The organism is Streptomyces corallincola (genome assembly GCF_019104725.1).
Taxonomy (GTDB): domain Bacteria; phylum Actinomycetota; class Actinomycetes; order Streptomycetales; family Streptomycetaceae; genus Streptomyces; species Streptomyces corallincola.
This window is the reverse complement of sequence record NZ_JAHRXF010000013.1, coordinates 1-24,261: the sequence shown is the minus strand read 5'-3', so window position 1 is coordinate 24,261 and position 24,261 is coordinate 1. Positions and strand designations below refer to the sequence as shown.

The 24,261-nt window shown below is 71.7% G+C and carries 26 protein-coding genes; 9 read left to right on the top strand and 17 right to left on the bottom strand.

The genetic code is table 11. The features are described 5' to 3' along the window. The first annotated feature begins 131 nt into the window (after positions 1-131). Both argS and KUM39_RS11465 read left to right on the top strand, forming a co-directional pair. The gene (gene argS, locus KUM39_RS11470; RefSeq protein ID WP_217785441.1) at positions 132-1,910 is read left to right on the top strand and encodes an arginine--tRNA ligase; all 1,779 of its coding nucleotides are present in this window, start codon (positions 132-134) and stop codon (positions 1,908-1,910) included. A 161-nt stretch (positions 1,911-2,071) separates the two neighbouring features. Continuing rightward, entirely contained in the window at positions 2,072-2,326 is a 255-nt protein-coding gene (locus KUM39_RS11465) for a hypothetical protein (RefSeq protein ID WP_217785440.1), read from the top strand. Positions 2,327-2,354: 28 nt separating this feature from the next. Here the strand turns inward: KUM39_RS11465 and KUM39_RS11460 are convergent, their stop codons facing one another. Then, on the bottom strand, positions 2,355-3,323 hold the full coding sequence (locus KUM39_RS11460; RefSeq protein WP_217785439.1) for an SDR family NAD(P)-dependent oxidoreductase: 969 nt from the start codon (positions 3,321-3,323) through the stop codon (positions 2,355-2,357). Positions 3,324-3,460: 137 nt separating this feature from the next. Further along, entirely contained in the window at positions 3,461-3,871 is a 411-nt protein-coding gene (locus KUM39_RS11455; RefSeq protein ID WP_217785438.1) for an ATP-binding protein, read from the bottom strand. Positions 3,872-3,983: 112 nt separating this feature from the next. Between KUM39_RS11455 and KUM39_RS11450 the strand changes: the two genes are divergently transcribed. From KUM39_RS11450 to KUM39_RS11435, 4 genes are all read left to right on the top strand, one after another. Further along, the gene (locus KUM39_RS11450; protein WP_217785437.1) at positions 3,984-4,811 is read left to right on the top strand and encodes a helix-turn-helix domain-containing protein; all 828 of its coding nucleotides are present in this window, start codon (positions 3,984-3,986) and stop codon (positions 4,809-4,811) included. After that, complete coding sequence (locus KUM39_RS11445) at positions 4,808-5,002, top strand: DUF397 domain-containing protein (protein WP_217785436.1); 195 nt, start codon at positions 4,808-4,810, stop codon at positions 5,000-5,002. Before KUM39_RS11450 ends, KUM39_RS11445 begins: the two co-directional genes overlap by 4 nt. A 202-nt stretch (positions 5,003-5,204) precedes the next feature. After that, positions 5,205-5,660, top strand: a complete 456-nt coding sequence (locus KUM39_RS11440; protein ID WP_217785435.1) for a DUF3566 domain-containing protein — start codon at positions 5,205-5,207, stop codon at positions 5,658-5,660. Beyond that, positions 5,605-6,372 (top strand): DUF4253 domain-containing protein, encoded by a 768-nt coding sequence (locus KUM39_RS11435; protein WP_217785433.1) that lies wholly within the window; start codon positions 5,605-5,607, stop codon positions 6,370-6,372. Before KUM39_RS11440 ends, KUM39_RS11435 begins: the two co-directional genes overlap by 56 nt. A gap of 21 nt (positions 6,373-6,393) precedes the next feature. On the opposite strand, the gene hemB is transcribed toward KUM39_RS11435, so the two are convergent. From hemB to KUM39_RS11400, 7 genes are all read right to left on the bottom strand, one after another. Then, a complete protein-coding gene (hemB, locus tag KUM39_RS11430; protein ID WP_217785431.1) occupies positions 6,394-7,386 on the bottom strand; it encodes a porphobilinogen synthase in 993 nt (330 codons plus the stop codon). 114 nt (positions 7,387-7,500) lie between these two features. After that, complete coding sequence (locus KUM39_RS11425) at positions 7,501-7,749, bottom strand: hypothetical protein (protein WP_217785430.1); 249 nt, start codon at positions 7,747-7,749, stop codon at positions 7,501-7,503. Positions 7,750-7,919: 170 nt separating this feature from the next. After that, positions 7,920-9,620 carry a bifunctional uroporphyrinogen-III C-methyltransferase/uroporphyrinogen-III synthase gene (locus tag KUM39_RS11420; RefSeq protein WP_217785429.1) on the bottom strand — a complete coding sequence of 567 codons (1,701 nt, stop codon included), beginning with the start codon at positions 9,618-9,620 and terminating at the stop codon, positions 7,920-7,922. Further along, complete coding sequence (gene hemC / locus KUM39_RS11415) at positions 9,617-10,576, bottom strand: hydroxymethylbilane synthase (RefSeq protein ID WP_217785427.1); 960 nt, start codon at positions 10,574-10,576, stop codon at positions 9,617-9,619. Before hemC ends, KUM39_RS11420 begins: the two co-directional genes overlap by 4 nt. Next, complete coding sequence (locus KUM39_RS11410) at positions 10,573-12,267, bottom strand: glutamyl-tRNA reductase (RefSeq protein ID WP_217785426.1); 1,695 nt, start codon at positions 12,265-12,267, stop codon at positions 10,573-10,575. Before KUM39_RS11410 ends, hemC begins: the two co-directional genes overlap by 4 nt. Next, entirely contained in the window at positions 12,264-13,031 is a 768-nt protein-coding gene (locus tag KUM39_RS11405; protein WP_217785425.1) for a redox-sensing transcriptional repressor Rex, read from the bottom strand. Before KUM39_RS11405 ends, KUM39_RS11410 begins: the two co-directional genes overlap by 4 nt. 241 nt (positions 13,032-13,272) lie before the next feature. Continuing rightward, positions 13,273-13,545, bottom strand: a complete 273-nt coding sequence (locus KUM39_RS11400; RefSeq protein WP_217785423.1) for a glutaredoxin family protein — start codon at positions 13,543-13,545, stop codon at positions 13,273-13,275. A gap of 125 nt (positions 13,546-13,670) precedes the next feature. Here KUM39_RS11400 and KUM39_RS11395 point away from each other — a divergent pair, with 125 nt between their 5' ends. The 3 genes from KUM39_RS11395 (at position 13,671) to KUM39_RS11385 (ending at position 17,290) form a co-directional block, all read left to right on the top strand. Further along, on the top strand, positions 13,671-14,594 hold the full coding sequence (locus KUM39_RS11395; protein WP_217785421.1) for an HAD family hydrolase: 924 nt from the start codon (positions 13,671-13,673) through the stop codon (positions 14,592-14,594). Between the two features lie 426 nt (positions 14,595-15,020). Then, entirely contained in the window at positions 15,021-15,818 is a 798-nt protein-coding gene (locus KUM39_RS11390) for an ECF subfamily RNA polymerase sigma factor, BldN family (RefSeq protein ID WP_217785419.1), read from the top strand. A gap of 221 nt (positions 15,819-16,039) precedes the next feature. After that, positions 16,040-17,290, top strand: a complete 1,251-nt coding sequence (locus tag KUM39_RS11385; protein WP_217785417.1) for a DUF5667 domain-containing protein — start codon at positions 16,040-16,042, stop codon at positions 17,288-17,290. Positions 17,291-17,403: 113 nt separating this feature from the next. Here the strand turns inward: KUM39_RS11385 and KUM39_RS11380 are convergent, their stop codons facing one another. The 8 genes from KUM39_RS11380 to KUM39_RS11345 all read right to left on the bottom strand — a co-directional run bounded on the left by KUM39_RS11380 (position 17,404) and on the right by KUM39_RS11345 (position 24,229). Next, on the bottom strand, positions 17,404-18,435 hold the full coding sequence (locus KUM39_RS11380) for a lysophospholipid acyltransferase family protein (protein ID WP_217785415.1): 1,032 nt from the start codon (positions 18,433-18,435) through the stop codon (positions 17,404-17,406). A 14-nt stretch (positions 18,436-18,449) separates the two neighbouring features. Beyond that, positions 18,450-19,520, bottom strand: a complete 1,071-nt coding sequence (locus tag KUM39_RS11375; RefSeq protein ID WP_217785414.1) for an NAD-dependent epimerase/dehydratase family protein — start codon at positions 19,518-19,520, stop codon at positions 18,450-18,452. Between the two features lie 162 nt (positions 19,521-19,682). Beyond that, the gene (locus tag KUM39_RS11370) at positions 19,683-19,781 is read right to left on the bottom strand and encodes a 30S ribosomal protein bS22 (protein WP_003948845.1); all 99 of its coding nucleotides are present in this window, start codon (positions 19,779-19,781) and stop codon (positions 19,683-19,685) included. 136 nt (positions 19,782-19,917) lie between these two features. Beyond that, positions 19,918-20,130 (bottom strand): helix-turn-helix domain-containing protein, encoded by a 213-nt coding sequence (locus KUM39_RS11365; protein WP_217785412.1) that lies wholly within the window; start codon positions 20,128-20,130, stop codon positions 19,918-19,920. Positions 20,131-20,260: 130 nt separating this feature from the next. Then, positions 20,261-21,073, bottom strand: a complete 813-nt coding sequence (locus tag KUM39_RS11360) for a phosphatase (RefSeq protein WP_217785411.1) — start codon at positions 21,071-21,073, stop codon at positions 20,261-20,263. Between the two features lie 101 nt (positions 21,074-21,174). Next, positions 21,175-22,347, bottom strand: a complete 1,173-nt coding sequence (locus tag KUM39_RS11355) for an acetoin utilization protein AcuC (protein WP_217785410.1) — start codon at positions 22,345-22,347, stop codon at positions 21,175-21,177. Beyond that, positions 22,298-23,506, bottom strand: coding sequence for an MFS transporter (locus KUM39_RS11350; protein WP_217785408.1), 1,209 nt, complete (start codon positions 23,504-23,506; stop codon positions 22,298-22,300). Before KUM39_RS11350 ends, KUM39_RS11355 begins: the two co-directional genes overlap by 50 nt. Positions 23,507-23,584: 78 nt before the next feature. Beyond that, positions 23,585-24,229, bottom strand: coding sequence for an HAD family hydrolase (locus tag KUM39_RS11345; RefSeq protein WP_217785407.1), 645 nt, complete (start codon positions 24,227-24,229; stop codon positions 23,585-23,587). Positions 24,230-24,261: the final 32 nt, after the last annotated feature.

Genomic DNA, 24,261 nt, shown 5'->3' with positions numbered 1-24,261 from the left:
ACGGCTGGCCGGTCCATTGTCCCAGGCGGGCCCGCGAGCACGAAAACCGCTTTTCACCGCGTGGGATACTCGGCTCCGAAGCGCTGTCCGCCGGCGCGCCCCGGAACCCGAGCAGAAACGGCATCCACCTCATGGCCTCGGTCACGTCCCTCAGCGACTCCGTCCAGCAGCACCTGGCGTCCGCGCTCACGGCCTCCGTGCCGGAGGCGGCGGGCGCGGACCCGCTGCTGCGCCGAAGCGACCGGGCGGACTACCAGGCCAACGGCATCCTGGCGCTGGCGAAGAAGGCCAAGGCCAACCCGCGCGAGCTGGCCACGCAAGTGGTGTCCCACCTGGTCACCGGCGGGGTGATCGCGGACGTGGAGGTGTCGGGCCCCGGCTTCCTCAACGTGACGATCGCGGACCGGGCGATCACCGAGAACCTGGCCGCGCGGTACGCGGACGCCACCGGCCGGCTCGGCGTCCCGTTCGCGGAGCTGTCGGGTACGACGGTCATCGACTACGCCCAGCCGAACGTGGCGAAGGAGATGCACGTCGGTCACCTGCGGTCGGCGGTGATCGGTGACGCGGTGGTGCGGTTGCTGGAGTTCACCGGTGAGACGGTGGTCCGGCGGCACCACATCGGGGACTGGGGCACCCAGTTCGGCATGCTCATCCAGTATCTGATCGAGCACCCGCACGAGCTGGACCGCTCCGGCGACGACGGCACGGCCGCCTCCGGCGAGCAGGCCATGTCCAACCTGAACCGGCTCTACAAGGCGTCCCGTGCCCTCTTCGACTCCGACGAGGAGTTCAAGACGCGGGCCCGGCGCCGGGTGGTGGACCTCCAGGCGGGCGAGCCGGAGACGCTGGCCATGTGGCAGAAGTTCGTGGACGAGTCGAAGGTCTACTTCTACTCGGTCTTCGACAAGCTGGACATGGAGATCCGGGACCCGGACGTGGTCGGCGAGTCCGGCTACAACGCCATGCTCGCCGAGACCTGCCGCCTGCTGGAGGAGTCCGGTGTCGCGGTGCGCTCCGAGGGCGCGCTGTGCGTGTTCTTCGACGACGTGAAGGGCCCGGACGGCAACCCGGTCCCGCTGATCGTGCAGAAGTCGGACGGCGGTTTCGGGTACGCGGCGACGGACCTGTCCGCGATCCGGGACCGCGTCTTCCACCTGAAGGCGAGCACCCTCCTCTACGTGGTGGACGCCCGGCAGGCCCTGCACTTCAAGATGGTCTTCGAGACCGCCCGGCGGGCCGGGTGGCTCGGCGCGGACGTGGACGCGCGGCAGCTCGCGTTCGGCACGGTCCTCGGCAAGGACGGCAAGCCGTTCAAGACCCGTGAGGGCGAGACGGTGAAGCTGGAGGACCTCCTGGACGAGGCCGTCGAGCGGGCCACGGCGGTCGTCCGGGAGAAGGCGGAGAAGGTCGGCCTGACGGACGAGGAGATCACCGAGAACGGCCGCTACGTCGGCATCGGCGCGGTCAAGTACGCCGACCTGTCCACCTCGGCGGTCCGGGACTACAAGTTCGACCTGGACCAGATGGTCTCGCTGAACGGCGACACCTCGGTCTACCTCCAGTACGCCTACGCCCGTGTCCAGTCCATCCTGCGCAAGGCGGGCGCGGCGGTCCCGGCGGCCCACCCCGAGCTGGAACTCGCCCCGGCGGAACGTGCGTTGGGGCTCCACCTGGACCAGTTCGCGGAGACGGTCCACGAGGTCGCCTCCGGCTACGAGCCCCACAAGCTCGCCGCCTACCTCTACCAGCTCGCCTCCCACCTCACGACCTTCTACGACCAGTGCCCGGTCCTGAAGGCCGAGACCCCGGCCCAGATGGAGAACCGCCTGTTCCTGGCGGACCTGACGGCCCGGACCCTGCACACGGGGATGACCCTGCTGGGCATCAGGACCCCGGAGAAGCTCTGACGGCCGGCCGTGGGGCCCCGATCACCGCGGGCCCCACGGCCGCCTTCCCGTGCATGTCCTCAACTCCGTGAACCTGCCCGGCCGTTGGCTCGTGTAGGGAGCGTATGACCATTCGGGTCAATTGATTCCGAATGGCCCACGTGCGGACGAAAGGCACGAACATGCGTCACCGCGTCAAGCGCTCCATAGCCGCCTCGGGTGCCCTGGCCGTCTCGGCCCTCGCGCTGGTCCTCGGCTCCACCACCCCGGCCGCCGCGGAGTGGACGGACACGTCCAAGAATTCCGTCGGACACTTCACCTCCCAGGCCCCGTGCGAGCTCAACAGGGCGATCCGCCAGGCCAGCGACAGCAACCCGGACGCCCACTACCAGTGCGTCTTCAAGTCGGACGACAACGTGTGGTACCTCGTGTTCTAGGGCGTTCCGGGACGTACTGGTTCCGGTGTCAGGCGGCTTCGTGGATCACGGGAAGCGCGTAGTCCCACAGCCGGTCGGCGGCGGCCGGGTCGAGAGCCCAGGTGGCGACGTTTCGCATCAGGTTCTCGGGACCGGCGGCCATCAGCTGCGGGCCGCCCTCCACCAGGGTGGCCTCCTGGTTGTCCTCGAAGTAACGGCCGGTCACGCCGTCGAGAAGCGGCGAGGCGGCGAGCAGCACGGTCGTGGCGGCGCCCTGTTCCGCCGTCTTGAAGTGGTCCGGGGTGATGAGGTTGCCCTCGTCGTCCATCGCGCCCAGCGCCTTCAGGGTGGGCTCGTCCAGGTGCCGGGCCAGGTTGGTGTGGATGGCACCCGGGGCGCAGGAGTTGGCCACGATCCCGTCGTCCGCCCACCGGCGGCTGATACCGACGGCGAGCAGCACATCGGCCGTCTTCGACTGGGCGTAGGCGGCGAAGGGGTCGTAGGGGCGGTTCTCGAACTGCGGGTCGTCGAAGTCGAAGCCCACCACCAGGTGGGCACCGGAGCTGAGAGTGACCACCCGGGGCCGCTCGGCCGCCTTCAGGGCGCCGTGCAGGCCGTTCGCCAGGGCGAAGTGGCCGAGGTAGTTGGTGGCGAGCTGCATCTCCCAGCCCTGCGCGTTGACCTGCCGGGTGGGCAGCATCATCACGCCCGCGTTGGCGACCAGCGCGTCCAGGGGCCCGTCCCACGCGGCACAGAAGGCCCGGACCGAGTCCAGGTCGGCGAGGTCCAGCGCGACGGCCTCGGTACCGGGGAACGCGTCGAGGAGCGGTTTGGCGAGTGCGGGGTCACGGGTGGCGATGGTGACCCGCGCACCCGCACCGGCGAGCGCGCGCACCGTCTCCGTGCCGAGGCCGGAGGCCCCTCCGGTGACGATGATCCGCCGCCCGGTGAGGTCGGTTCCGGCCAGGATCTCCGTGGCGGTGGCTCGCGTGTCGAAAGGAGTCGTCATGAGTGTCATAACTACACACCGTATTTGACCTCTATGGCGTTCACCGTTTGTGCTGCAAAGCAGCCTCGACTTGGTCACACCGCGTTCCGAAACGGCTCGGTCACTCAACGGCAGGGACCTCCGGGCGAGGGCCGCGCCCCCGCGCCTCACTCCACCGCGAACTCGCACCACACCAGCTTGCCGGGCACCCGCTCCCCCACCCCCCACTTGTCCGCGAGCGCCGCCACCAGCAGCAGGCCGCGCCCGTGCTCGTCGTCCGCGCCGCCCACCCCGGCGAGGTGCGGGACGCCGGAGCCGCTGTCGTGCACCTCGACCCGGACGAGCGTCCCGTCGTACCGCACCCGCACGAGGAAACCCCGGCCGGGCGGCACCCCGTGCACGAGCGCGTTGGTGGCCAACTCGCTCACACACAGCGACACATCGCGGGCGCGGGCCCAGTCAGTGAGCCCCCAGTGGTCCAAGGACCACTCCGCGAACTTCCTGGCAGCGGGGACGGATTGGCGGGCGCGACCGTAGAACTGGTCGCGCTGCTTGGGGAGTTCGGTTTCTACGTTCACGGTACGAATGTGGCGCACAGTCACTAGCGTGGATCAGGGAGTGAGCCCGTACTCGTTATGAGTACGGGTTGGAAAGGGTCCGGGCGGTGTGCCTGTGGGGAGTGGGAGCAACATGAACTCGGGCAAGCTGCCACGCAAGAAGAACTACTCGTCCATGAGAATGCTGGGCGCCCAGCTACAGGCAGCACGCAAGGCGGCGGGTTACACCCAACGCTCACTGGCGGGCCGTCTGAACGTGGACGAGGAGACGATCGCTTCGATTGAGCAGGGACGGCGCGTACTGATGCCGGACCTCGCCGTGCTGATCGACGATCTGTTGGACACGAAGGGCATGCTGGCGGCAGGCGTTGCCAAGCTTCCCGAAGTGGACCAGCTCCCCTTGAACGCAGAGCAGTACATGCAGCACGAGCACGATGCGCTGTCACTCTCGTGGTTCGACGCCCTCGTGATGCCCGGCATATTGCAGACCGAGGCATACGCACGTGCCGTCTTCAGATGCCGCGTCCCCGCCTTCAGCGCCGAGAAACTGGAGGAGATGATCGCGGAGCGGCTGAACCGTCAGGAGATCATCCACCGCCCAGACCCGCCCACGCTGAGCTTCGTGATCTGGGAGCCCGTGATTCGATTCCCTGTGGGCGGCCCGGAGGCGCACCGCGAACAGATCGAGCGCCTGCGGGATTCAGCCGATATCCCGCATGTCTCCTTGCAGATCCTCCCGTTGAAACGGGACGGGCATGCGGGTATCGGCGGCTTCTTCACCCTGATGGAGACACCCGATCATCAGCAGCTCGCGTACACCGAGTCCTACGGAGGCAGCGAGTTGGTGAGGGACCCGGAATGGGTGTCTTTCCTGGCCCGCAAGTATGCGATGCTGCGCTCGCAGGCCCTGACTCCCGAGTTTTCCGCGAGCCTGCTGGACGACCTGCTAGGAGAGCTATGAGCACCGCACTTGCATGGTTCAAGTCGTCACACAGCATGGAAGAAGGCGGCGCCTGCCTCGAAGTGGCCCTCGCGCCAGACCACATCCACGTCCGCGACTCCAAGCACACCCCCACCACGGGCCCCGAGCTGCACGTGGCCAGCGCCACCTGGCAGACCTTCACCGCGTACGCCGCAGCTCAGCCCCGCTGATCCCCCAAATACACCCGTTCAGCGGTACCCCTCACGCACCGTAACTCTTCTGGATGCGTCGCCCCCCGCCCCCGCATACCGTCGCTGGTGGAATGCGAGCCAGCCAGGGGAGTAGCGCATGAGCAGATCACGGCGCAGGACCCGAGGCCCCGCCCCCGCGGTGGAGGTACCGGCACCGATACCCCGTCCGGGAAGCACGCGGATGCGGATATCCGAGGCGGACCCCTGGTCGGTGACGGTGACGAGCTTCCTGTTCCTGACCGGGCTCGGGGCGAGCGTGCTGCTCGGGATGGTGATCCTCGCGGCCGTGCTGGACATCGTCGCGCCCGGTGAGTGGCCGGGCGTGTGGACGACCCTGGTCATCGGGGGCGCCGTGGCGGTCATGGAGATCGTCCTCGGGACGGCGCTCGCCTCGCTGAGCACGTTCATCTACAACATGACCGCGCAGTACAGCGGAGGCGTGGAGGTCGCCGTGACGGACGACCTCAGCGACCCGACACCGGCGGCGGCACGCGCGTACCAGTACGCCGACCGACTCCGCACCCGCGTACGGCGACGGATCGCACCCGGCACTGTCAGTGCCACCCCCTACAGTCACGGGCATGGCGACTCTTCCCAACCCGCTGCCCAGGCTGGCAACGGACCCCAGCGGCCGTAGCGTCGGCCTCGCACTGCCGCCCGGCCGACTGGTCGGCAAGGCGCCCACGGGCGAACCCCTGTTGTGGCACGCGGAGAAGACGGCGGGCCCCGGCACGTGGAAGGCGCTCGGGCGGCCCGCCGCGCGGGCGGGGCTGCTGCCGGTGCTGCTGGAGCTAGGTGGCGCTCAAGGGGCGCCCAGCGACTGGGAGTTGATGCCGGAGCACGCCTCGTACCCCGGCGATCACGACGCCGAGGACGTGCTCACGGAGTACTGGGCGGACCTCTCGGACGAGGAGTGGCCCGGCTTCGCGCCGGACGGCACGCCCACCGCCGACCCCGACACCCGCGCGACGGTGGTCGCGGACGCGCTCACCGAGGACAGCCGCTTCGCGCGACCGCACCTCGCGCTGGTCCCGGCCCGCCGCTCCGCCGACATCCCGGCCGTGCTCGGCTGGTCGGGCCCGCTGAACCACGACGACGACGTGGCCCGGCTCTGCGCGGTCCTCCGCTCCTGGGAGGACCGCTACGGCATACGCGTCGTGGGGCTCGGCTTCGACCACCTCACGGTGTCGGTCGGGGCGCCGCCCACGACGGCGGAGGCGGCCCTGACGCTGGCCGCCGAACACGGCGCGTTCTGCCCGGACGTGGTGGAGCCGGACAGCCCGGCGGATCTGGCCAAGTACGCCGAGACCCTGCCCGGAGCCACCTCGTGGACCTTCTGGTGGGACTGACCCCGCCGGAGCGGCGGGTGCTCAGCGCAGCGCCCGCGCCGCCTCCGTCGCCCAGTACGTGAGGATGGTGCGGGCGCCCGCCCGCTTGATGCCGGTCAGGGTCTCCATGATCGCCCGGTCCCGGTCGATCCAGCCCTTCTCGGCGGCGGCCTCGACCATCGCGTACTCCCCGGAGACCTGGTACGCGGCGACCGGCACGTCCACCGCGTCCGCGACCCGCGCCAGGATGTCGAGGTAGGGCCCGGCGGGCTTCACCATGACCATGTCGGCGCCCTCGGCGAGGTCCAGCTCCAGCTCACGCAGCGACTCGCGCAGGTTGGCCGGGTCCTGCTGGTAGGTCTTGCGGTCGCCCTGGAGGGAGGAGCCGACGGCCTCCCGGAACGGCCCGAAGAACGCGGAGGCGTACTTCGCGGTGTAGGCGAGGATCGCCACGTCCTCCCGGTTGATCTGGTCCAGCGCGTCGCGCACGACCCCGATCTGGCCGTCCATCATGCCGCTGGGGCCGACGACATGGGCGCCCGCGTCCGCCTGGACCTGGGCCATCTCGGCGTACCGCTCCAGCGTGGCGTCGTTGTCCACGCGGCCCTCGGCGTCCAGGACCCCGCAGTGACCGTGGTCGGTGAACTCGTCCAGGCACAGGTCGGACATGACGAGCAGGTCGTCCCCGACCTCGGCGCGCACGTCGCGCAGCGCGACCTGGAGGATGCCGTCCGGGTCGGTGCCGGGGGTGCCGAGGGCGTCCTTCTTGGCGTCCTCCGGCACCCCGAAGAGCATGATCCCGGAGACCCCGGCCTCCACCGCCTCCACGGCGGCCTTCCGCAGACTGTCCCGCGTGTGCTGCACCACCCCGGGCATCGCCCCGATCGGCACCGGCTCGCTCACGCCCTCGCGGACGAACGCCGGGAGGATCAGGTCGGCCGGGTGCAGCCGGGTCTCGGCGACCATCCGGCGCATGACGGGCGAGGTCCGCAGCCGCCGGGGACGCGTACCGGGGAAGGTTCCGTACTTCGTCATGCCCCCTACGCTACGCCCGGCCCGCCCGCCCCCTTGCCGACGCGATGTCGGACCGCGAACGGTGGCGGCGGAGCGCTTCCGAGCAGCGTTCCGCCGCCGTGCCGGTGACAGGTCCTAGAACAGGAGGTGCCAGGTGCCGCCCTTGAAGACACAGCGGAACTGGACACCCGTGTTCTGGTTCTCCGCCTGCCAACGCGGCAGGTTCGCCATGCAGAACGCCACATTGGAGTACTCGGCGACGGTGGTGACGCTCGGGTCGTCCGGGTCGGCCGAGGCCTGGCCGGTGGCGCCCACGACCAGGGAGACGGACGCGACGGCCAGCGCACCGGTGACGGCGGCGGAACGCTTCAGATTGCTCAGCATTTGTTCACCTTTCTGCGGCTTCCACACCGTGAGGCCCGATTGCCCCGAACGGTCTCGCACATCACACGCGTCAACGGGCGGAAGAGTTCAGCGAGTTGGCGAACGGGAACGCGAAACGGCGGCGGAGCGCCCCCCGAGGGGTGCTCCGCCGCCGGTCGGTCGGGCAGGGCTCAGGTCGTGGTCGTCCTGCGCCTCCGGGCGCCGGGACGCCGCTCGCTGGGCCGGGTCACCGGGTCGCCCGCCTCCAGGGCCGCGGCGCGGCGCTTCATGCCGAAGTCGGCCAGCGCCTCCGCCAGCTTCAGCACGGACGGCTCGGGCGCCATCACGTCCACCCGCAGCCCGTGCTCCTCGGCGGTCTTCGCCGTGGCCGGGCCGATGCACGCGATCACCGTCACGTTGTGCGGCTTGCCCGCGATGCCGACGAGGTTGCGGACCGTGGAGGACGACGTGAACAGCACCGCGTCGAACCCGCCGCCCTTGATGGCCTCCCGCGTCTCGGCGGGCGGCGGCGAGGCGCGCACGGTCCGGTAGGCCGTGACGTCGTCCACCTCCCAGCCCAGCTCGATCAGCCCGGCCACCAGGGTCTCGGTGGCGATGTCGGCACGCGGCAGGAAGACGCGGTCGATCGGGTCGAAGACCGGGTCGTAGGGCGGCCAGTCCTCCAGCAGCCCGGCCGCCGACTGCTCGCCGCTCGGCACCAGGTCGGGCTTCACGCCGAAGGCGATCAGCGCCTTCGCGGTCTGCTCGCCCACCGCGGCGACCTTGATCCCGGCGAACGCGCGGGCGTCGAGACCGTACTCCTCGAACTTCTCGCGGACCGCCTTGACCGCGTTCACCGAGGTGAAGGCGATCCACTCGTAGCGCCCGGTGACCAGGCCCTTGACGGCCCGCTCCATCTGCTGCGGGGTGCGCGGCGGCTCCACCGCGATGGTCGGCACCTCGTACGGCACCGCGCCGTAGGAGCGGAGCTGGTCGGAGAGCGACACCGCCTGCTCCTTGGTGCGCGGCACGAGGACCTTCCAGCCGAACAGCGGCTTGGACTCGAACCACGACAACTGGTCGCGCCGGGCGGCGGCGGACAGCTCGCCGACCACGGCTATCACCGGTCGGCCGCCGTCCGGCGAGGGCAGCACCTTCGCCTGCTTCAGCGTCTGCGCGATCGTGCCGAGCGTCGCCGTCCAGGTGCGCTGCCGGGTGGTCGTACCGGCCACCGTCACGGACAGCGGGGTGTCCGGCTTGCGCCCGGCGGAGACCAGCTCCCCGGCCGCCGCCGCCACCGCGTCCAGCGTGGTGGACACGACGGCCGTGCCGTCCGAGGCGCCGACCTCGGTCCAGCAGCGCGCGGAGGCGGTACGGGCGTCCACGAACCGGACGTCCGCGCCCTGCGCGTCGCGCAGCGGCACACCGGCGTACGCGGGGACACCGACCGCCGCCGCGACACCCGGGACGACCTCGAAGGGCACCCCGGCCGCCGCGCAGGCGAGCATCTCCTCGGCCGCGTAGGCGTCGAGGCCCGGATCACCGGACACCGCCCGTACGACCCGCCTGCCGCCCCGCGCGGCCTCCATGACAAGATGAGCCGCGTCCCGGACGACAGCCGGGGCGGCGGCGGTTGTTGACGCCCCGTCAACGACGGTCAGCTGCGGAGTGCCCGGCCGCGCCTCCGAGGACGCGTCCGTGGGCACGACCGACACGCCCTGCCGGGCGTGCGTCCGCACGACGTCGAGCACATCGGGCTCGGCGACCAGGACGTCCGCGTGGGACAGCGCCTCCACGGCGCGCAGGGTCAGCAGTCCCGGATCTCCGGGTCCGGCACCCAGGAAGGTGACGTGCCCGTGCTCCGGACCGGCGGGAAGAGTGGTGGGGCTCACAGTGCTCGCTCCCCCATCAGACCGGCCGCGCCCTGGGCGAGCATCCCGGAGGCGAGTTCGCGCCCGAGTGCCGTCGCCCCGTCGTGCGTGAGGGGCACGGGACCGGTGGTGGACATCTGCACCGTGCGGGAGCCGTCGGTGGTGCCGACAACGGCCCGCAGGCGCATTTCCTTGACATTCCGCCCGTCGGCCAGCAGGTCGGCCAGCGCGCCCACCGGGGCGCTGCATCCGGCCTCCAGGGCGGCGAGCAGAGATCGTTCGGCGGTGACGGCGGCCCGGCTGAACGGGTCGTCGAGTTCGCCGAGCGCGGCGATCAGGTCCGCGCGGTCCGCGGCACACTCGATCGCCAGGGCCCCCTGGCCGGGGGCGGGCAGAACCGTATCGACCGACAGGAAGTCGGTCACCTCGTCGGTGCGGCCGATCCGGCTGAGCCCGGCGGCGGCCAGCACCACCGCGTCCAGCTCACCGGCGCGCACATATCCGACGCGGGTGTCGATGTTGCCGCGGATCGGGACCGTCTCGATGTCCAGTCCGTGCGCGCGGGCGTACGCGTTGAGCTGCGCCATGCGCCGGGGCGAGCCGGTGCCGACGCGCGCCCCACGCGGCAGGTCGGTGAACTTCAGCGCGTCCCGCGCGACGATCACGTCACGGGGGTCCTCGCGCTGCGGTACGGCCGCCAGCACCAGCCCCTCGGGCTGCGCCGTCGGCAGGTCCTTGAGCGAGTGAACGGCGAAATCGACCTCGCCGCGCAGCAGCGCGTCGCGCAGCGCCGTCACGAAGACACCGGTGCCGCCGATCTGCGCGAGGTGCTCGCGCGAGGTGTCGCCGTAGGTGGTGATCTCGACCAGCTCGACCTGCTGTCCGGTCGCCCGGCGGACCGCGTCCGCCACCTGCCCGGACTGGGCCACGGCGAGCTTGCTCCGCCTGGTCCCCAGCCGCAAAGCCCTGTCAGTCATGCCGGTCGGTCCTTCTCGTCTGTGCTGTCCACGGCCCGCGAGACGGCGGCCACCGTCTCGGGGTCGAGGTCGAACAGGGTCCGCAGCGCGTCCGCGTACCCGGCACCGCCGGGCTCGGCCGCGAGCTGCTTGACCCGTACGGTCGGTGCGTGCAGGAGTTTGTCCACGACCCGGTGCACGGCCTGCCGGATCTCGCCGCGCTGGCGTTCGTCCAGGCCGGGCAGCCGGCCGTCGAGCCGCGCGATCTCGCCCGCGACCACGTCGGCGGCCATGCTGCGCAGTGCCACCACGGTCGGCGTGATGTGCGCCGCCCGCTGCGCCGCGCCGAAGGCGGCGACCTCGTCGGAGACGATACGCCGCACCCGGTCCACGTCGGCCGCCATCGGGGCGTCGGCCGACGCCTCCGCCAGCGACTCGATGTCCACCAGGCGCACCCCGGCCAGCCGGTGCACGGCCGCGTCGATGTCGCGGGGCATGGCGAGGTCGAGGAGGAACAGGGCGGGCGCCGGGCGCGGGATGACGGCCACCGGCTCGGGGCGGCGCCGCTCGGGCACCCGTCCGGCGGTGGCGGCGGTCGCGGCCAGCGCGGTGATCAGTTCGGGGTCGGTCTCGGGCGTGCGCCGGGCGCTCTCGCGCCGGTCGGCGGTGCCGTTGTCCACCCAGGCCGCGTGCTGTTCGAGGGTGGCCGCGTCCATCCCGGCGACGGCGGCCTCGCCGTGCACGGAGAACCCGGTGCCGCCCTGGACGGCGGCCAGGTCGAGCGGGCAGCCGTCCTCGGCCGCGGCCTGCGGCGCCCTGGGGGTACGGGCCGTCTCCCCGGCCGGTGCGGTCCCGGTGGCGGTCCGCCCGGTACGGCCGAGGGCCGCCTCCGCGACGGCGTCCGCCGTGAGGACGAGGCCGGTCGCGCCGGTGCAGGAGACGACGACGTCGGCACGTGTCAGCTCGTACGGCACGGCGTCCATCCGTACCGCGCGGGCGGTCACCGCCGTGTCGTCGCCGTCGGCGAGGATCCCCGCTAGGCGCTCGGCGCGTTCGAAGGTGCGGTTGGCGACCACGACCTCCGCCACCCCGGCCCGCGCGAGGGTCGCGGCGGCCAGGGACGACATGGACCCGGCGCCGATGACCAGCGCCCGGCGCCCGGCCGCCCAGCCCTCCACCGGTCCGCCCGCCGCGAGCTGTTCCAGGCCGAAGGTGACCAGGGACTGCCCGGCGCGGTCGATGCCGGTCTCGGAGTGGGCGCGCTTGCCGACCCGCAGCGCCTGCTGGAAGAGGTCGTTGAGCAGCTTGCCCGCGGAGTGCAGCTCCTGGGCGCGGGCCAGGGCGTCCTTGATCTGGCCGAGGATCTGTCCCTCACCGACCACCATCGAGTCCAGCCCGCACGCCACCGAGAACAGATGGTGGACGGCGCGGTCCTCGTAGTGGACGTAGAGGTGGGGGGTGAGTTCCTCCAGGCCGACGCCGCTGTGCTGGGCGAGCAGCGTGGACAGCTCGGCGACACCGGCGTGGAACTTGTCCACGTCGGCGTACAGCTCGATGCGGTTACAGGTGGCGAGTACCGCGGCCTCGGTGGCGGGCTCGGCGGCGACCGTGTCCTGGACCAGCTTGACCTGGGCGTCCGCGGTGAGCGCGGCCCGTTCCAGGACGCTGACCGGGGCGCTGCGGTGGCTCAGCCCGACGACGAGGAGACTCATGCCGGCATCACGGCGGGCACGTCCCCGTCGGGTCCCTGGTCGGCCGGGCCGCCCCGGCGGGTGGTGGCGGCGGGCACCGCGCCGTCACCGGCGGCGGTCTCCTCACCGGCCTTGCGCTGCTCGTGGAAGGCGAGGATCTGCAACTCGATGGAGAGGTCCACCTTGCGCACATCGACGCCCTCGGGGACGGACAGCACGGTGGGCGCGAAGTTCAGGATGGAGGTGACACCGGCGGCCACCAGCCGGTCGCAGACGGGCTGCGCGGCACCGGCCGGGGTGGCGATGACACCGATGGAGACCCCGTTGTCCTCGATGATCCGCTCCAGCTCGTCGCTGTGCCGGACCGGCATGCCCGCGACGGGCTTCCCGGCCATCGCCGGGTCGGCGTCGATCAGCGCGGCGACGCGGAACCCGCGCGAGGCGAACCCGCCGTAGTTGGCGAGCGCGGCGCCGAGGTTGCCGATGCCGACGATGACGACCGGCCAGTCCTGGGTGAGGCCGAGTTCGCGGGAGATCTGGTAGACGAGGTACTCGACGTCGTAACCGACCCCGCGGGTGCCGTACGAGCCGAGGTAGGAGAAGTCCTTGCGCAGCTTGGCGGAGTTGACACCGGCGGCGGCGGCGAGTTCCTCGGAGGAGACCGTGGGCACCGAGCGCTCGGAGAGCGCGGTCAGGGCCCGGAGGTACAGCGGAAGACGGGCGACGGTGGCCTCGGGAATTCCTCGGCTACGGGTCGCCGGTCGGTGTGTTCGGCCAGTTGCCACGGTGCTCCTGCGGGTAGAGCGGGGCTGTTGGCGGCCATACGTCCCCGGACCGCCCCGTCGGAAGCAGGCTATGTCTTTGTGAACGCGTGCACAAAGATGGTGTCCGTTTTGCCCGTCCAACGTGATCGGGGTCACGCACGTCACTCGTGGGGGCAAAACCGACACACTCCTCATGAATCCCGCCCCCGAGACCGAACGTCGAGCGCCATCGATCCTAAGCGACGTTCACCGGACACTTGTACTACTCGGTCAGTTCCTTCCGCAGCCGCGCGGGGTCCACCCGCCAGAAGGTGTGCTGCCGCCCGTCCACCAGCACCACCGGGATCTGCTCCCAGTACCGCTCGTACAACTCCCGGTCCGCGCCGATGTCCTTGTGCTCCCAGGGCACGCCCAGCTCACCGCAGACCCGCTCGACCACCGCCTGCGCGTCGTCGCACAGATGGCAGCCCTCCTTGCGGACCAGTGTGACCAAACGCTCCCGCGGAGCGGCCTTGCGCCGGAAGAGAGGAGTCATGCCGCCATTCTCCCTCCGCCTCCGCACCGCGCTCCCTCTTCTTTTACGGCCCGGTCGCGGAGAGTTCACACCCCGCGAACCCATCGGCTCCCAACGCCCCCTTGCGGAATGGCTATGCTCACGGCATGGCCGCTCTCGGATGGCTCACTCCCCGTAGGCGCTCCGCCACGGCGCGGAGCGTGTTGGCAGGCGAGGCCGCCGCGGAGGCGGCGCGCAAGTCCTCGCGGGAGGCGCCGACCCGGCCCGCCGCGCAGGAGCCGGACTTCCCGGTGATCGGCGACGACCGCGCGGCGGCCTTCTTCGACCTGGACAACACCGTCATGCAGGGCGCCGCCCTCTTCCACTTCGGACGCGGCCTGTACAAACGGAAGTTCTTCGAGACCCGCGAGCTGGCCAAGTTCGCCTGGCAGCAGGCGTGGTTCCGGCTGGCCGGGGTCGAGGACCCCGAGCACATGCAGGAGGCCCGCGACTCCGCGCTCTCCATCGTCAAGGGCCACCGCGTCGCCGAGCTCCAGAGCATCGGCGAGGAGATCTACGACGAGTACATGGCGGACCGGATCTGGCCCGGCACCCGCGCCCTCGCCCAGGCCCACCTGGACGCGGGGCAGAAGGTGTGGCTGGTGACGGCGGCACCGGTGGAGATCGCCACGGTGATCGCCCGCCGCCTCGGCCTCACCGGCGCCCTCGGCACGGTCGCGGAGTCGGTCGGCGGGGTCTACACCGGGCGCCTGGTCGGCGAGCCGCTGCACGGGCCCGCCAAGGCGGAGGCGGTGCGCGCGCTGGCCGCCGCCGAGGGGCTGGACCTCACCCGCTGCGCCGCGTACAGCGACAGCCACAACGACATCCCGATGCTCTCCCTGGTCGGCCACCCCTACGCCATCAACCCGGACGCCAAGCTGCGCAGGCACGCGCGGGAGAAGGACTGGCGGCTGCGCGACTACCGCACCGGCCGCAAGGCCGCGAAGGTCGGCATCCCGGCGGCGGCCGGAGTCGGCGCCGTCGCGGGCGGCACGGCGGCGGCCATCGCCATCAGCAGGCGCCGCCGCTAGCACTCCCCCGCCAACCCGAGGGCGCGTCACCCGGCACCGGGGGCGCGCCCGTTTTGTCGCCCCTGTAACGCGCGGGGGTTACGGCACCGGGCGCCGGGGACGCGTGTTCCGCGCGTCATCTTCGATCATCCGGCCGCGACTGCCGAAACGTGCCGCCTGCCGCCGGATTATGCCTCCGTCCCCGTAACTCGCCCATCGCATCACCGAAAACGAGCACTTTTCGATCAAGAAGCGATCAGCTTGCGGCACGTGAAGCGTCACCAATCCGCACCGGAAGCGACGCAACCGACAGTTTGAGCAACTCGGTGTAGCAGCCCCTGTACGAAGCGTTATTCTCCTCAAACGCAATCAGGTGCCCCTTCCGTCGCTACGACGGGTGAAAGTCCGGGCACCGCACGTGATGAAAGCTCTGCCTCTGGGAGTCCCGTGTACCCACACGTCGGGGTTGACACCTCGGGCCTGGCTACGCTGCGCACAACAGTCGCAACGGTCAAAGAGACGTTGCGCGGCCTCGTCCCCACCGCGTACGCCGTCCCCGCGTACGCCGTCCCCGCCCTCGCCACCGCCGCCGCGCCCGCCGGTCCGTGCTACGCACTGGCCGAGAGCGGTGCCGCCGTCGGCAGACGCGGCCGGACCACCGGCGCGCCCACCGCCCGGCGCCCGGCCGCCGACAGCGACAGCGCCCGGATGCTGGACCTGGTCGAACGCGCCCAGGCCGGTGAGTCCGAGGCGTTCGGCCGGCTCTACGACCAGTACAGCGACACGGTGTACCGGTACATCTACTACCGGGTGGGCGGCAAGGCGACCGCCGAGGACCTGACCAGCGAGACGTTCCTGCGGGCGCTCCGCCGGATCGGCACCTTCACCTGGCAGGGCCGCGACTTCGGGGCCTGGCTGGTGACCATCGCCCGCAACCTCGTCGCGGACCACTTCAAGTCCAGCCGGTTCCGCCTGGAGGTCACCACCGGCGAGATGCTCGACGCCAACGAGGTCGCGCGCTCACCGGAGGAGTCCGTCCTCGAACACCTCTCCAACACCGCGCTGCTCGAAGCCGTACGACGGCTCAACCCGCAGCAGCAGGAGTGCGTGACGCTGCGCTTCCTGCAAGGTCTGTCGGTGGCGGAGACGGCGCGGGTCATGGGCAAGAACGAGGGGGCGATCAAGACCCTCCAGTACCGGGCCGTGCGCACCCTGGCCCGGCTGCTCCCGGAGGACACCCGCTGACGGGCACCCCCAACTCACGCTCAGTGAAGGCGCGTTGACTCTCCGAACCGGTCACCCCCGGTCCGTAACCCAAGTGCCGAGCCACTCGTTGTGCGGGATACAGGCTCTCTGTGGTCACGTCCCGGCCGGCCCCGATCACTCGATCGTGCGGTCCGGTCACGGACGGCGGCCCTCAGGACCCCCTGGAGAGCCGACCGTCATGATGAGAGGAGGTGCCGCCCGTGATCGCAAACGTATCGGCGCACCGGCGGGCGAACGCCTTCGCCCAGGCTCTGGAGGAGCAGTCCGACCGGGACACGGCGGCCGAGCGTTCCGCGGTGTCGGCGGGTCCGCCGCCGACCGTCCAGGACCAGGGGGCGCGGGCCGACCAGGGCGACCAGGGCGAGCTGCTGACCCTGGCCACCGGGCTCGCCGAGTTGCCCCGGCCCCAGCTCGACCCCGAGGTCAAGGTCGTCCAGCGCGCCCAGCTCGTGGCCGCGATGGAGGCCATGCTCCAGGAGGGTACGGCGGCGGACGCGTCACTGCCCGAGCAGCGTGGCCGCGCCCGGGGGACGCACCGGGCGAGCCCGCTCGGCAAGCTCCGTCCCCGGTCGCGGCTGACGAAGGGGCTCGCGGCGGGCGGGCTCAGCGTGGGCGTGGCCGCCGGTGCCTTCGGCGGAGTGGCCGCCGCCAGTTCCGACGCCCTGCCCGGTGACTCGCTGTACGGGCTCAAGCGGGGCATGGAGGATTTCCGGCTCAACTACCTGAGCGACAACGACGACGAGCGCGGCCAGACCTATCTCGACCAGGCGTCCACCCGGCTGAGCGAGGCGCGGCGGCTCATGGAGCGCGGCCGGGGCGGCCACCTGGACCACGAGTCGATCGGTGAGATCCGCCGCACGCTGTCGGGGATGCGGCACGACGTGGCCGAGGGCCACCGCCTGCTGCGCGCCGCCTACCAGCGCGACCCGGACTCGCTGGGCCCCATGCAGGCCCTGTCGGCGTTCTCCCAGTCGCACCGCGAGGCGTGGAGTTCGTTGAGCGACCGGCTCCCGGTGCAGCTCGGGGACGTCAAGCAGGAGGTCTCCTCGATGTTCGACGCCATAGACGAGGAGGTCGCGCCGCTCCAGTCGCTGCTTCCCGAGGCACCCCGGCGGACCGACGGCACCGGGCGGCACAGCGCCGGTCCGTCGGCCGGGGAGTCCGGCTCCGGCACGCACCGCTCCGCGGCACCGGGCAGCACCGGCGCGGGCACCCCGTCCGCCGGGCGCCACTCGGCGTCCGCGGGCCCCAGCGGCTCCGCCTCCGGCGAACCCGGCAGCGGACTCGTGGGCGGCGACACCGGCGGCCTGCTGAACCCGCCGGACATCGGCGGCGACATCGGTACGCCGTCCATCGCCAAGCCGTCCGTCCAGCCGCCGGACGTCACCGTCCCGCCGCTGCTGCCGGGCCTGCTTCCGGGCCTCGGCATCGACGGCGAGGACGCCGACTAGCGGTCACCACGCGGCACGGCAACACGCCCGTGGGGGCGCCCCTTTCCGAGCAGGGGCGCCCCCACGGGCGTACGTGCGTCCGGGCCGCCGGGCGGGGCCGGAAGGAACCGGGGTCAGAAGAACACGGAGCGCCGCTGCACCAGCAGCTTGTACAGGGTGTGCTGGATCTGCTCGCGGACCTGGTCGGTCAGGTTGAACATCAGCATCGGGTCCTCGGCCGCCTCCGCCGGATACCCGTCCGTCGGGATCGGCTCCCCGAACTGGATGGTCCACTTCGTCGGCAGCGGGACCGCGCCCAGCGGGCCGAGCCAGGGGAACGTCGGCGTCAGCGGGAAGTACGGGATGCCCAGCACCCGTGCCAGCGTGCGGGAGTTGCCGATCATCGGGTAGATCTCCTCGGCCCCGACGATCGAGCACGGGACGATCGGCACCCCCTGCCGCAGCGCCGTCGAGACGAACCCGCCCCGTCCGAACCGCTGGAGCTTGTACCGCTCACCGAACGGCTTGCCGATGCCCTTGAACCCCTCCGGCATCACCCCGACCAACTCGCCCTGCGCCAGCAGCCGTTCGGCGTCCTCCGCACAGGCCAGGGTGTGACCCAGCTTGCGGGCCAGCTCGTTGACGACCGGCAGCGCGAACACCAGATCGGCGGCGAGCAGCCGCAGGTGCCGGTCCGCCGGGTGGTGGTCGTGCACCGCGACCTGCATCATCAGGCCGTCCAGCGGCAGCGTCCCGGAGTGGTTGGCGACGATCAGCGCCCCGCCCTTGTCGGGGATGTTCTCGACGCCCTTCACCTCGACCCGGAAGTACTTCTCGTACACCGGCCGCAGCAGCGACATCAGGACCTGATCGGTGAGTTCCTCGTCGTACCCGAAGTCGTCCACCGTGTAGTCCCCGGTGAGGCGGCGGCGCAGGAACGCGAGCCCGGCCGCGATCCGCCGCTCCGCACCGGCGGCCCCCTCCGGCCCGTCCGGCGCCTCCGGTACGGCCTCCCCGGCGGCCGGGTCGAACGGCGGGACCTCGTGGACCGGCGCGGCCTCCGCGGCGGCCCGCCGCCCGCCCGTGCCCCGGCGCCGGGGCGGCCGTGCGCCGGAACCACCGCGCGACCGGTCGTCGTCGAACGGAATGACCTTGGCGTCCGCCATCGTTGCTGCGCTCCTCAGTCGGCGCTCTGGTTGGCGCTCTGCGAAAGGGGCCCGCCGCTCCTGGCGGCGAGCGCGGCGACCCGCTCGACGGCCCCGGCCAGGGCCTCCGGCGGCAGCAGGCCCGGCCCCTGCCCGCGTACGAAGTCCGCGAACGTCTCGGCCGTCGTGTACCGGGGGGTGAAGCCCAGCGTGTCGCGCATCTGGCCGGTGTCCACGACCCGGCCGTGGGTGAGCAGCCGGATCTGTTCCGGTGAGAAGTCCGACATGCCCAGCGTACGCACCAGCGACCCGGTCCAGGTCACCGCCGGGAGCAGCAGCGGCACGGTGGGCCGCCCGAGCCGCCGGGCGCACTGCGACAGCGGCAGCACCCCGTCCCCGGCGATGTTGAACGTCCCGCTGTTCAGCGTGGACCGGCGCGGCTCGTGCGCGGCGATCCGCAGCACCTCCAGCACGTCGTCCTCGTGCACGAACTGGAGCCGGGGGTCGTAGCCGAACACGGTCGGCAGCACCGGCAGCGAGAAGTAGGAGGCGAGCGGGGTCTCGGCGGCCGGGCCGAGGATGTTGGCGAACCGCAGTACGCACACCGCGACATCGGGGCGCCGCCGCGCGAACCCGCGTACATACCCCTCCACCTCGACGGTGTCCTTGGCGAACCCGCCGCTCGGCAGCGACTTGGCCGGGGTGGTCTCGGTGAAGACGGCCGGGTCGCGGGAGGCCGAACCGTAGACGTTCGTACTGGACTTGACCACCAGCCGCCGCACGCCCGGTGCCTTCTGGCAGGCGCCGAGGACCTGCATGGTGCCGATGACGTTGGTCTCCTTGACCGTGGCCCGGCTGCCGCCGCTGAGCGGGGTGCCGGTCACGTCGAGGTGGACGACCGTGTCGGCGCCGGTCTCGGCGAGCACCCGCGCGACGGCGGGCTGCCGGATGTCGGCCTGGACGAAGTCCGCGCCGCCCAGGTCGTGCGCCGGGGGCACCGCGTCCACCGCGATCACCCGGTCCACGTCCGGGTCCCGGCCGATCCTGCGCACGAACCGGCCGCCCAGGCGCCGGGCGGCTCCGGTGACGAGTACGACCTTCCCCAAGATCAGCGCCTTCCTTCCCGGCCTCGCGGGGACCGTGGCCCCACCCGCGTTCCCCTGTGCCGCCAACTTAGCCGCTCGGTGTCGCGGCGCGGTGACCGAACATGCCTGTGGCCCCCGGTCCTTGAAGGACGGGGGGCCACAGGGGCACGCTCCAGCTCGCCGCTACTTCTTGTTGCGGCGCTGAACGCGCGTGCGCTTGAGCAGCTTGCGGTGCTTCTTCTTCGCCATCCGCTTGCGCCGCTTCTTGATAACAGAGCCCACGACTACCCTCGCTCACTTCTCATCACTCGGTTGTTTGGGCGTCACGGGCCCACACGACCTACGAGGGGCTAGCCTACCCGCCCGAGCGCCGAGGTCGTAATCGAGGGGTGATCCCGGTCCGGGCCGGGACGCGCCGTCAGGCCGTCTCCACCCCCACATAGCTGTCACGGAGGTACTCGTGCACCGCCTGTTCCGGGACGCGGAAGGACCGCCCGACCCGGATCGCCGGCAGATGACCGCTGTGCACCAGGCGGTACACGGTCATCTTGGAGACCCGCATCAGCGACGCGACCTCCGCCACGGTAAGGAACTGGACCTCGTTCAGAGGCCTCTCGCCATTTGCAGCCATGACACACCTGAACCTTCCGCACTCGACCGGCCACCGGCTTCCCCTTCCGGTGACTCTTCGTCGTTGCGTGCTCACTCCCCAATGTAGGGGCGGGTGATGCGAATGGGGAAGAGGTGCACCCATCGGCGGCCTATGACAGACATGCCCGTTTGAGCACCCAGCGGGCCAGTGGACGGTAGTGGGGGGAGCGCACTCCGTCGTCCAGCGGCACCACGGCGGCGATCACCCCCTCGGCCTCCCCCACGAACGGCGCCGGATCGTCCGCGTCGGCCAGACCGACGGCCTCGAACCCCAGTTGACCAGCCCCGCAGACCCAGCCGTGGTCCCCGATCACCAGTCCGGGCAACGGCCCCCCGGTCTCCGCGGCGGCGGCCAGCGCCACCCGCACCGGGAGCGGGGAATGCGTGTGCGCCCCCGGCTCACCACCGGGGCGCCCGTCCCCCGGATCGCGCACCACGGCCACCCCCCGGACGTACTCCAGGACGTGTGTACGTAGACCGAACCGGGTCAATATGTCGATACAACGACCCTGCGCCGGGCGGAGAACCTCACATCCCGCCGCCGACAACGCGTCCGCCAGAGCACCGTAGAAACCGAGCAGCCGGTGCGGATGCCCGGTGCCGATCAGCACCGGCGCCCGCCGCCGCGCCGCCTCCCCGACCCGTTCCGCGAACACGTCCAGCGCGGCCAACGTCCGCTCCGGATCGATCGTCTCCGGCCCCGAGACGTATCCGGGATCGGCCACGACCCCGCACCGCCGCACCATCAGCGCCAGCACCTCCGCCCGGTCCCACCCGCCCAGCGGATCGAGCCCGAGCAGCGCGCGCGGGTCCCGGTCCGCGAACATCCGGTACCTGCGCAGGCTCCCCTCGCGCGCGGTGGCCACGGTACCGGCGAGCCGGGCCGCCAGCAGATGCGCCCGCAGGCCGTCATGGGTCAACACCCCACCGATGCTGGCCCACCGCGCCCCCGCCCGCGCCGAATCCGCCGGAACACCGCACGGTCGGCGTACGCGACCGCCAACCCGGCCGCGCGGCAACGCCGTTACGGCAGCAGCCCGCGCAGCGGGAACGCCGCCCGCCGGGTCGCCAGCACCGCCTGGTCCAGCCGGTCCGCCGGGTCGTACCCCGACTCCCACGAGGCGTACGACACCGGCCAGCGGCCGTCCGTCATCCGCTGCGGCCCGAGCCGCCGGGTCCGCGCGTACACCTCCTGCCGCCACCCTTCCGGGATCACCGTCTCCGGCGCGATCTCCCGCCCGGCCGCGATCCCCACGAGGTGCGTCCACGACCGGGGTACGACGTCCACCACCGCGTACCCGCCACCGCCGAGCGCGATCCAGCGGCCGTCCGCGTGCTCGTGCGCCAGCTCGTGACAGGCGACCTGCACCGCCCGCTGCGCGTCCAGGGACACCGCGAGATGCGCCAGCGGGTCCTCGAAGTGCGTGTCGGCGCCGTGCTGGGACACCAGCACCTGCGGCCGGAACTCCGCGACCAGCTCCGGCACCACCGCGTGGAACGCCCGCAGCCACCCCGCGTCCCCGGTCCCGGCGGGCAGCGCCACGTTCACCGCCGTGCCCGCACCGTCCCCGGCCCCGGTCTCCTGCGGCCAGCCCGTCTGCGGGAACAGCGTGCCGGGATGCTCGTGCAGCGAGATCGTCAGCACCCGCGGGTCCTCCCAGAACGCGGCCTGCACCCCGTCCCCGTGATGCACGTCCACGTCCACGTACACGACCCGCTCCGCGCCCAGCTCCAGCAGCCGCGCCACCGCGAGCGCCGCGTCGTTGTAGACGCAGAACCCGGAGGCACCGCCCGGCATCGCGTGGTGCAGCCCGCCCGCGAAGTTCACCGCGTGCAGCGCCTCGCCGTGCCAGACCGCCTCCGCCGCGCCCACCGACTGGCCCGCGATCAGCGCGGACACCTCGTGCATCCCGGCGAACGCCGGATCGTCGAGTGTGCCGAGCCCGTACGCGCCGTCCGCCGCACCGGGATCGGCCGAGGCGGACCGCACGGCGTCGATGTAGTCGGCCCGGTGCACCAGCCGCAGCGTGGACTCCCCGGCCGGTTTCGCCGCGACGACCTCCACATCCTGGTCCAGCCCGAAGGACGCGACGAGCCGCCGGGTCAGCGCCAGCCGCACCGGGTCCATCGGATGGTCCGGGCCGAAGTCATAGGCCGTGACCGCCTCGTCCCACATCAACCGCGCGCGCCCGCTCATGCCCGCCACCGTATCGGTCCGGCCGCGCCCCGAACGACCGCGCGAAGAACAGCGTCACCAGCACCAGGACCATCGGCACCAGCATCGCCCCCCGGTAGCTCCACGCGTCCCCCAGCGCCCCCACCAGCGGCGAACCGACCAGGAAACCCACGTAGTTGAAGATGTTGAGCCGCGCCACCGCCGCGTCCGAGGCCCCCGGAAACAGCCGCCCCGCCGCCGCGAACGTCTGCGGTACGAGCACACACAGCCCGAGCCCCAGCAGCGTGAACCCGAGCATCCCCACCCACGCCCCGGGCGCCACCGCCACCACCGCGAACCCCCCGGCCGCCACCACCGCCCCGGCCCGTACGACCCCCGACGCGCCGAACCGCCGCACCCCGAAGTCCCCGACGGCCCGCCCGACCAGCGTCGTCACCATGTACACGTTGTACGGCACGGTGGCGAGCTGCTCCGAACTCCCCAGCACGTCCTTCAGATACTTGGCACTCCAGTTGGAGACGGTCGAGTCCCCGATGTAGGCGAAGGTCATCACCAGACAGAGCGGCAGCAGCAACCGGAACACCAGGACCTGCCCCCGAGCCTCCTCGGCCGCGCCTCCCGGCTCCCCGTCCACATACCACCGGCTCCCGATGAGCGCCCCCGGCAACAGCACGGCCACGACAGGGAGATACGACACCCACAGCGCCAGATGCCAGTGCGCCCCGGCCCAGGCGAGCGACGCCCCGAGAATCCCGCCCAGGCTGTACGCGGCATGGAACCCCAGAATGATGCTCCGCCCGTACGCCCGCTGGAGACTCACCCCGAGCATGTTCATCGAGGCGTCCAGCATCCCGACCGCCAGCCCGAACACCGCCAGACAGAGCGCGAGTTGCAGTACGGACCGCCCCGCCCCGACCCCGAGCAGCGCGAGCAGCACCACCGGCTGCGACCACCTCAGCAACCGACTCGGCCGCACCCGCTTCACCAGCTGCTCGGTGGCGACACTCCCCACCCCGGCGAGGACGGGCACGGCGGCAAGAAAAACAGGCAGGAGACCGTCAGAAACCCCATACCTTTCCTGCACCGCCGGAATCCGCGTCACCAGCAGCGCGAACGCCACCCCCTGAACAAAGAATGCAACCCCCAACGCCCCCCGCCCCCACCGCAGCACATCGCCCATGCGCGCGAGAGTAGAACCCCCACCTACCTGTGGGTAGCCCCGCGCACCCACCCCACCGGGCAGCACGGACCCCGCACCTCATACCAGCAGGTCAGACAACTCCCTCATATGACCGAAGAGTTGAGTGGCCCCCCGCAGCCGGTCCGCGGGCGTCATCGCGGTGAACCCGTAGACGTCCATCCCGGCGGCGACGGCGGCCTGGACCCCGAGCGGCGAGTCCTCGACCACCCCGCACCGCTCGGGAGCGACCCCCATCCGCTCGGCCGCGTACAGGAAGAGATCGGGCGACGGCTTGCCCCGCCCGACATCCTGCGAACTGAAGATCCGGTCCTCGGAGAACCACCGGTCCAGCCCGGTCACCCGGTGCCCCACCCTGATCCGCTCATGGCTCCCCGAGGACGCCACGCAGTACGGCACCCCGTCCGCCACCAGCTTCTCCAGCACCTCACCGACCCCGGCGACCGGCTGCAACTCCCGCTCGAAGGCCGCGAAGACCCGAGCGTGGAACACATCGTCGAAGTCCTCGGGCAGCACCCGCCCGGTCCGCTCCCGCACCAGATCGTGCACCCGGTGCATGGCCGAACCCATGTAGTCCCGGATGGAGTCCTCGTACGACGTGGCAATCCCCAGCTCGGTCAGACAACCGGCCAGCAGCCGGTTGGAGATCGGCTCGCTGTCCACGAGGACACCGTCGTTGTCGAAGATGATGAGGTCATGGCGCATTCAGCAACTGTAAAACACCCGGAAATGCAGAG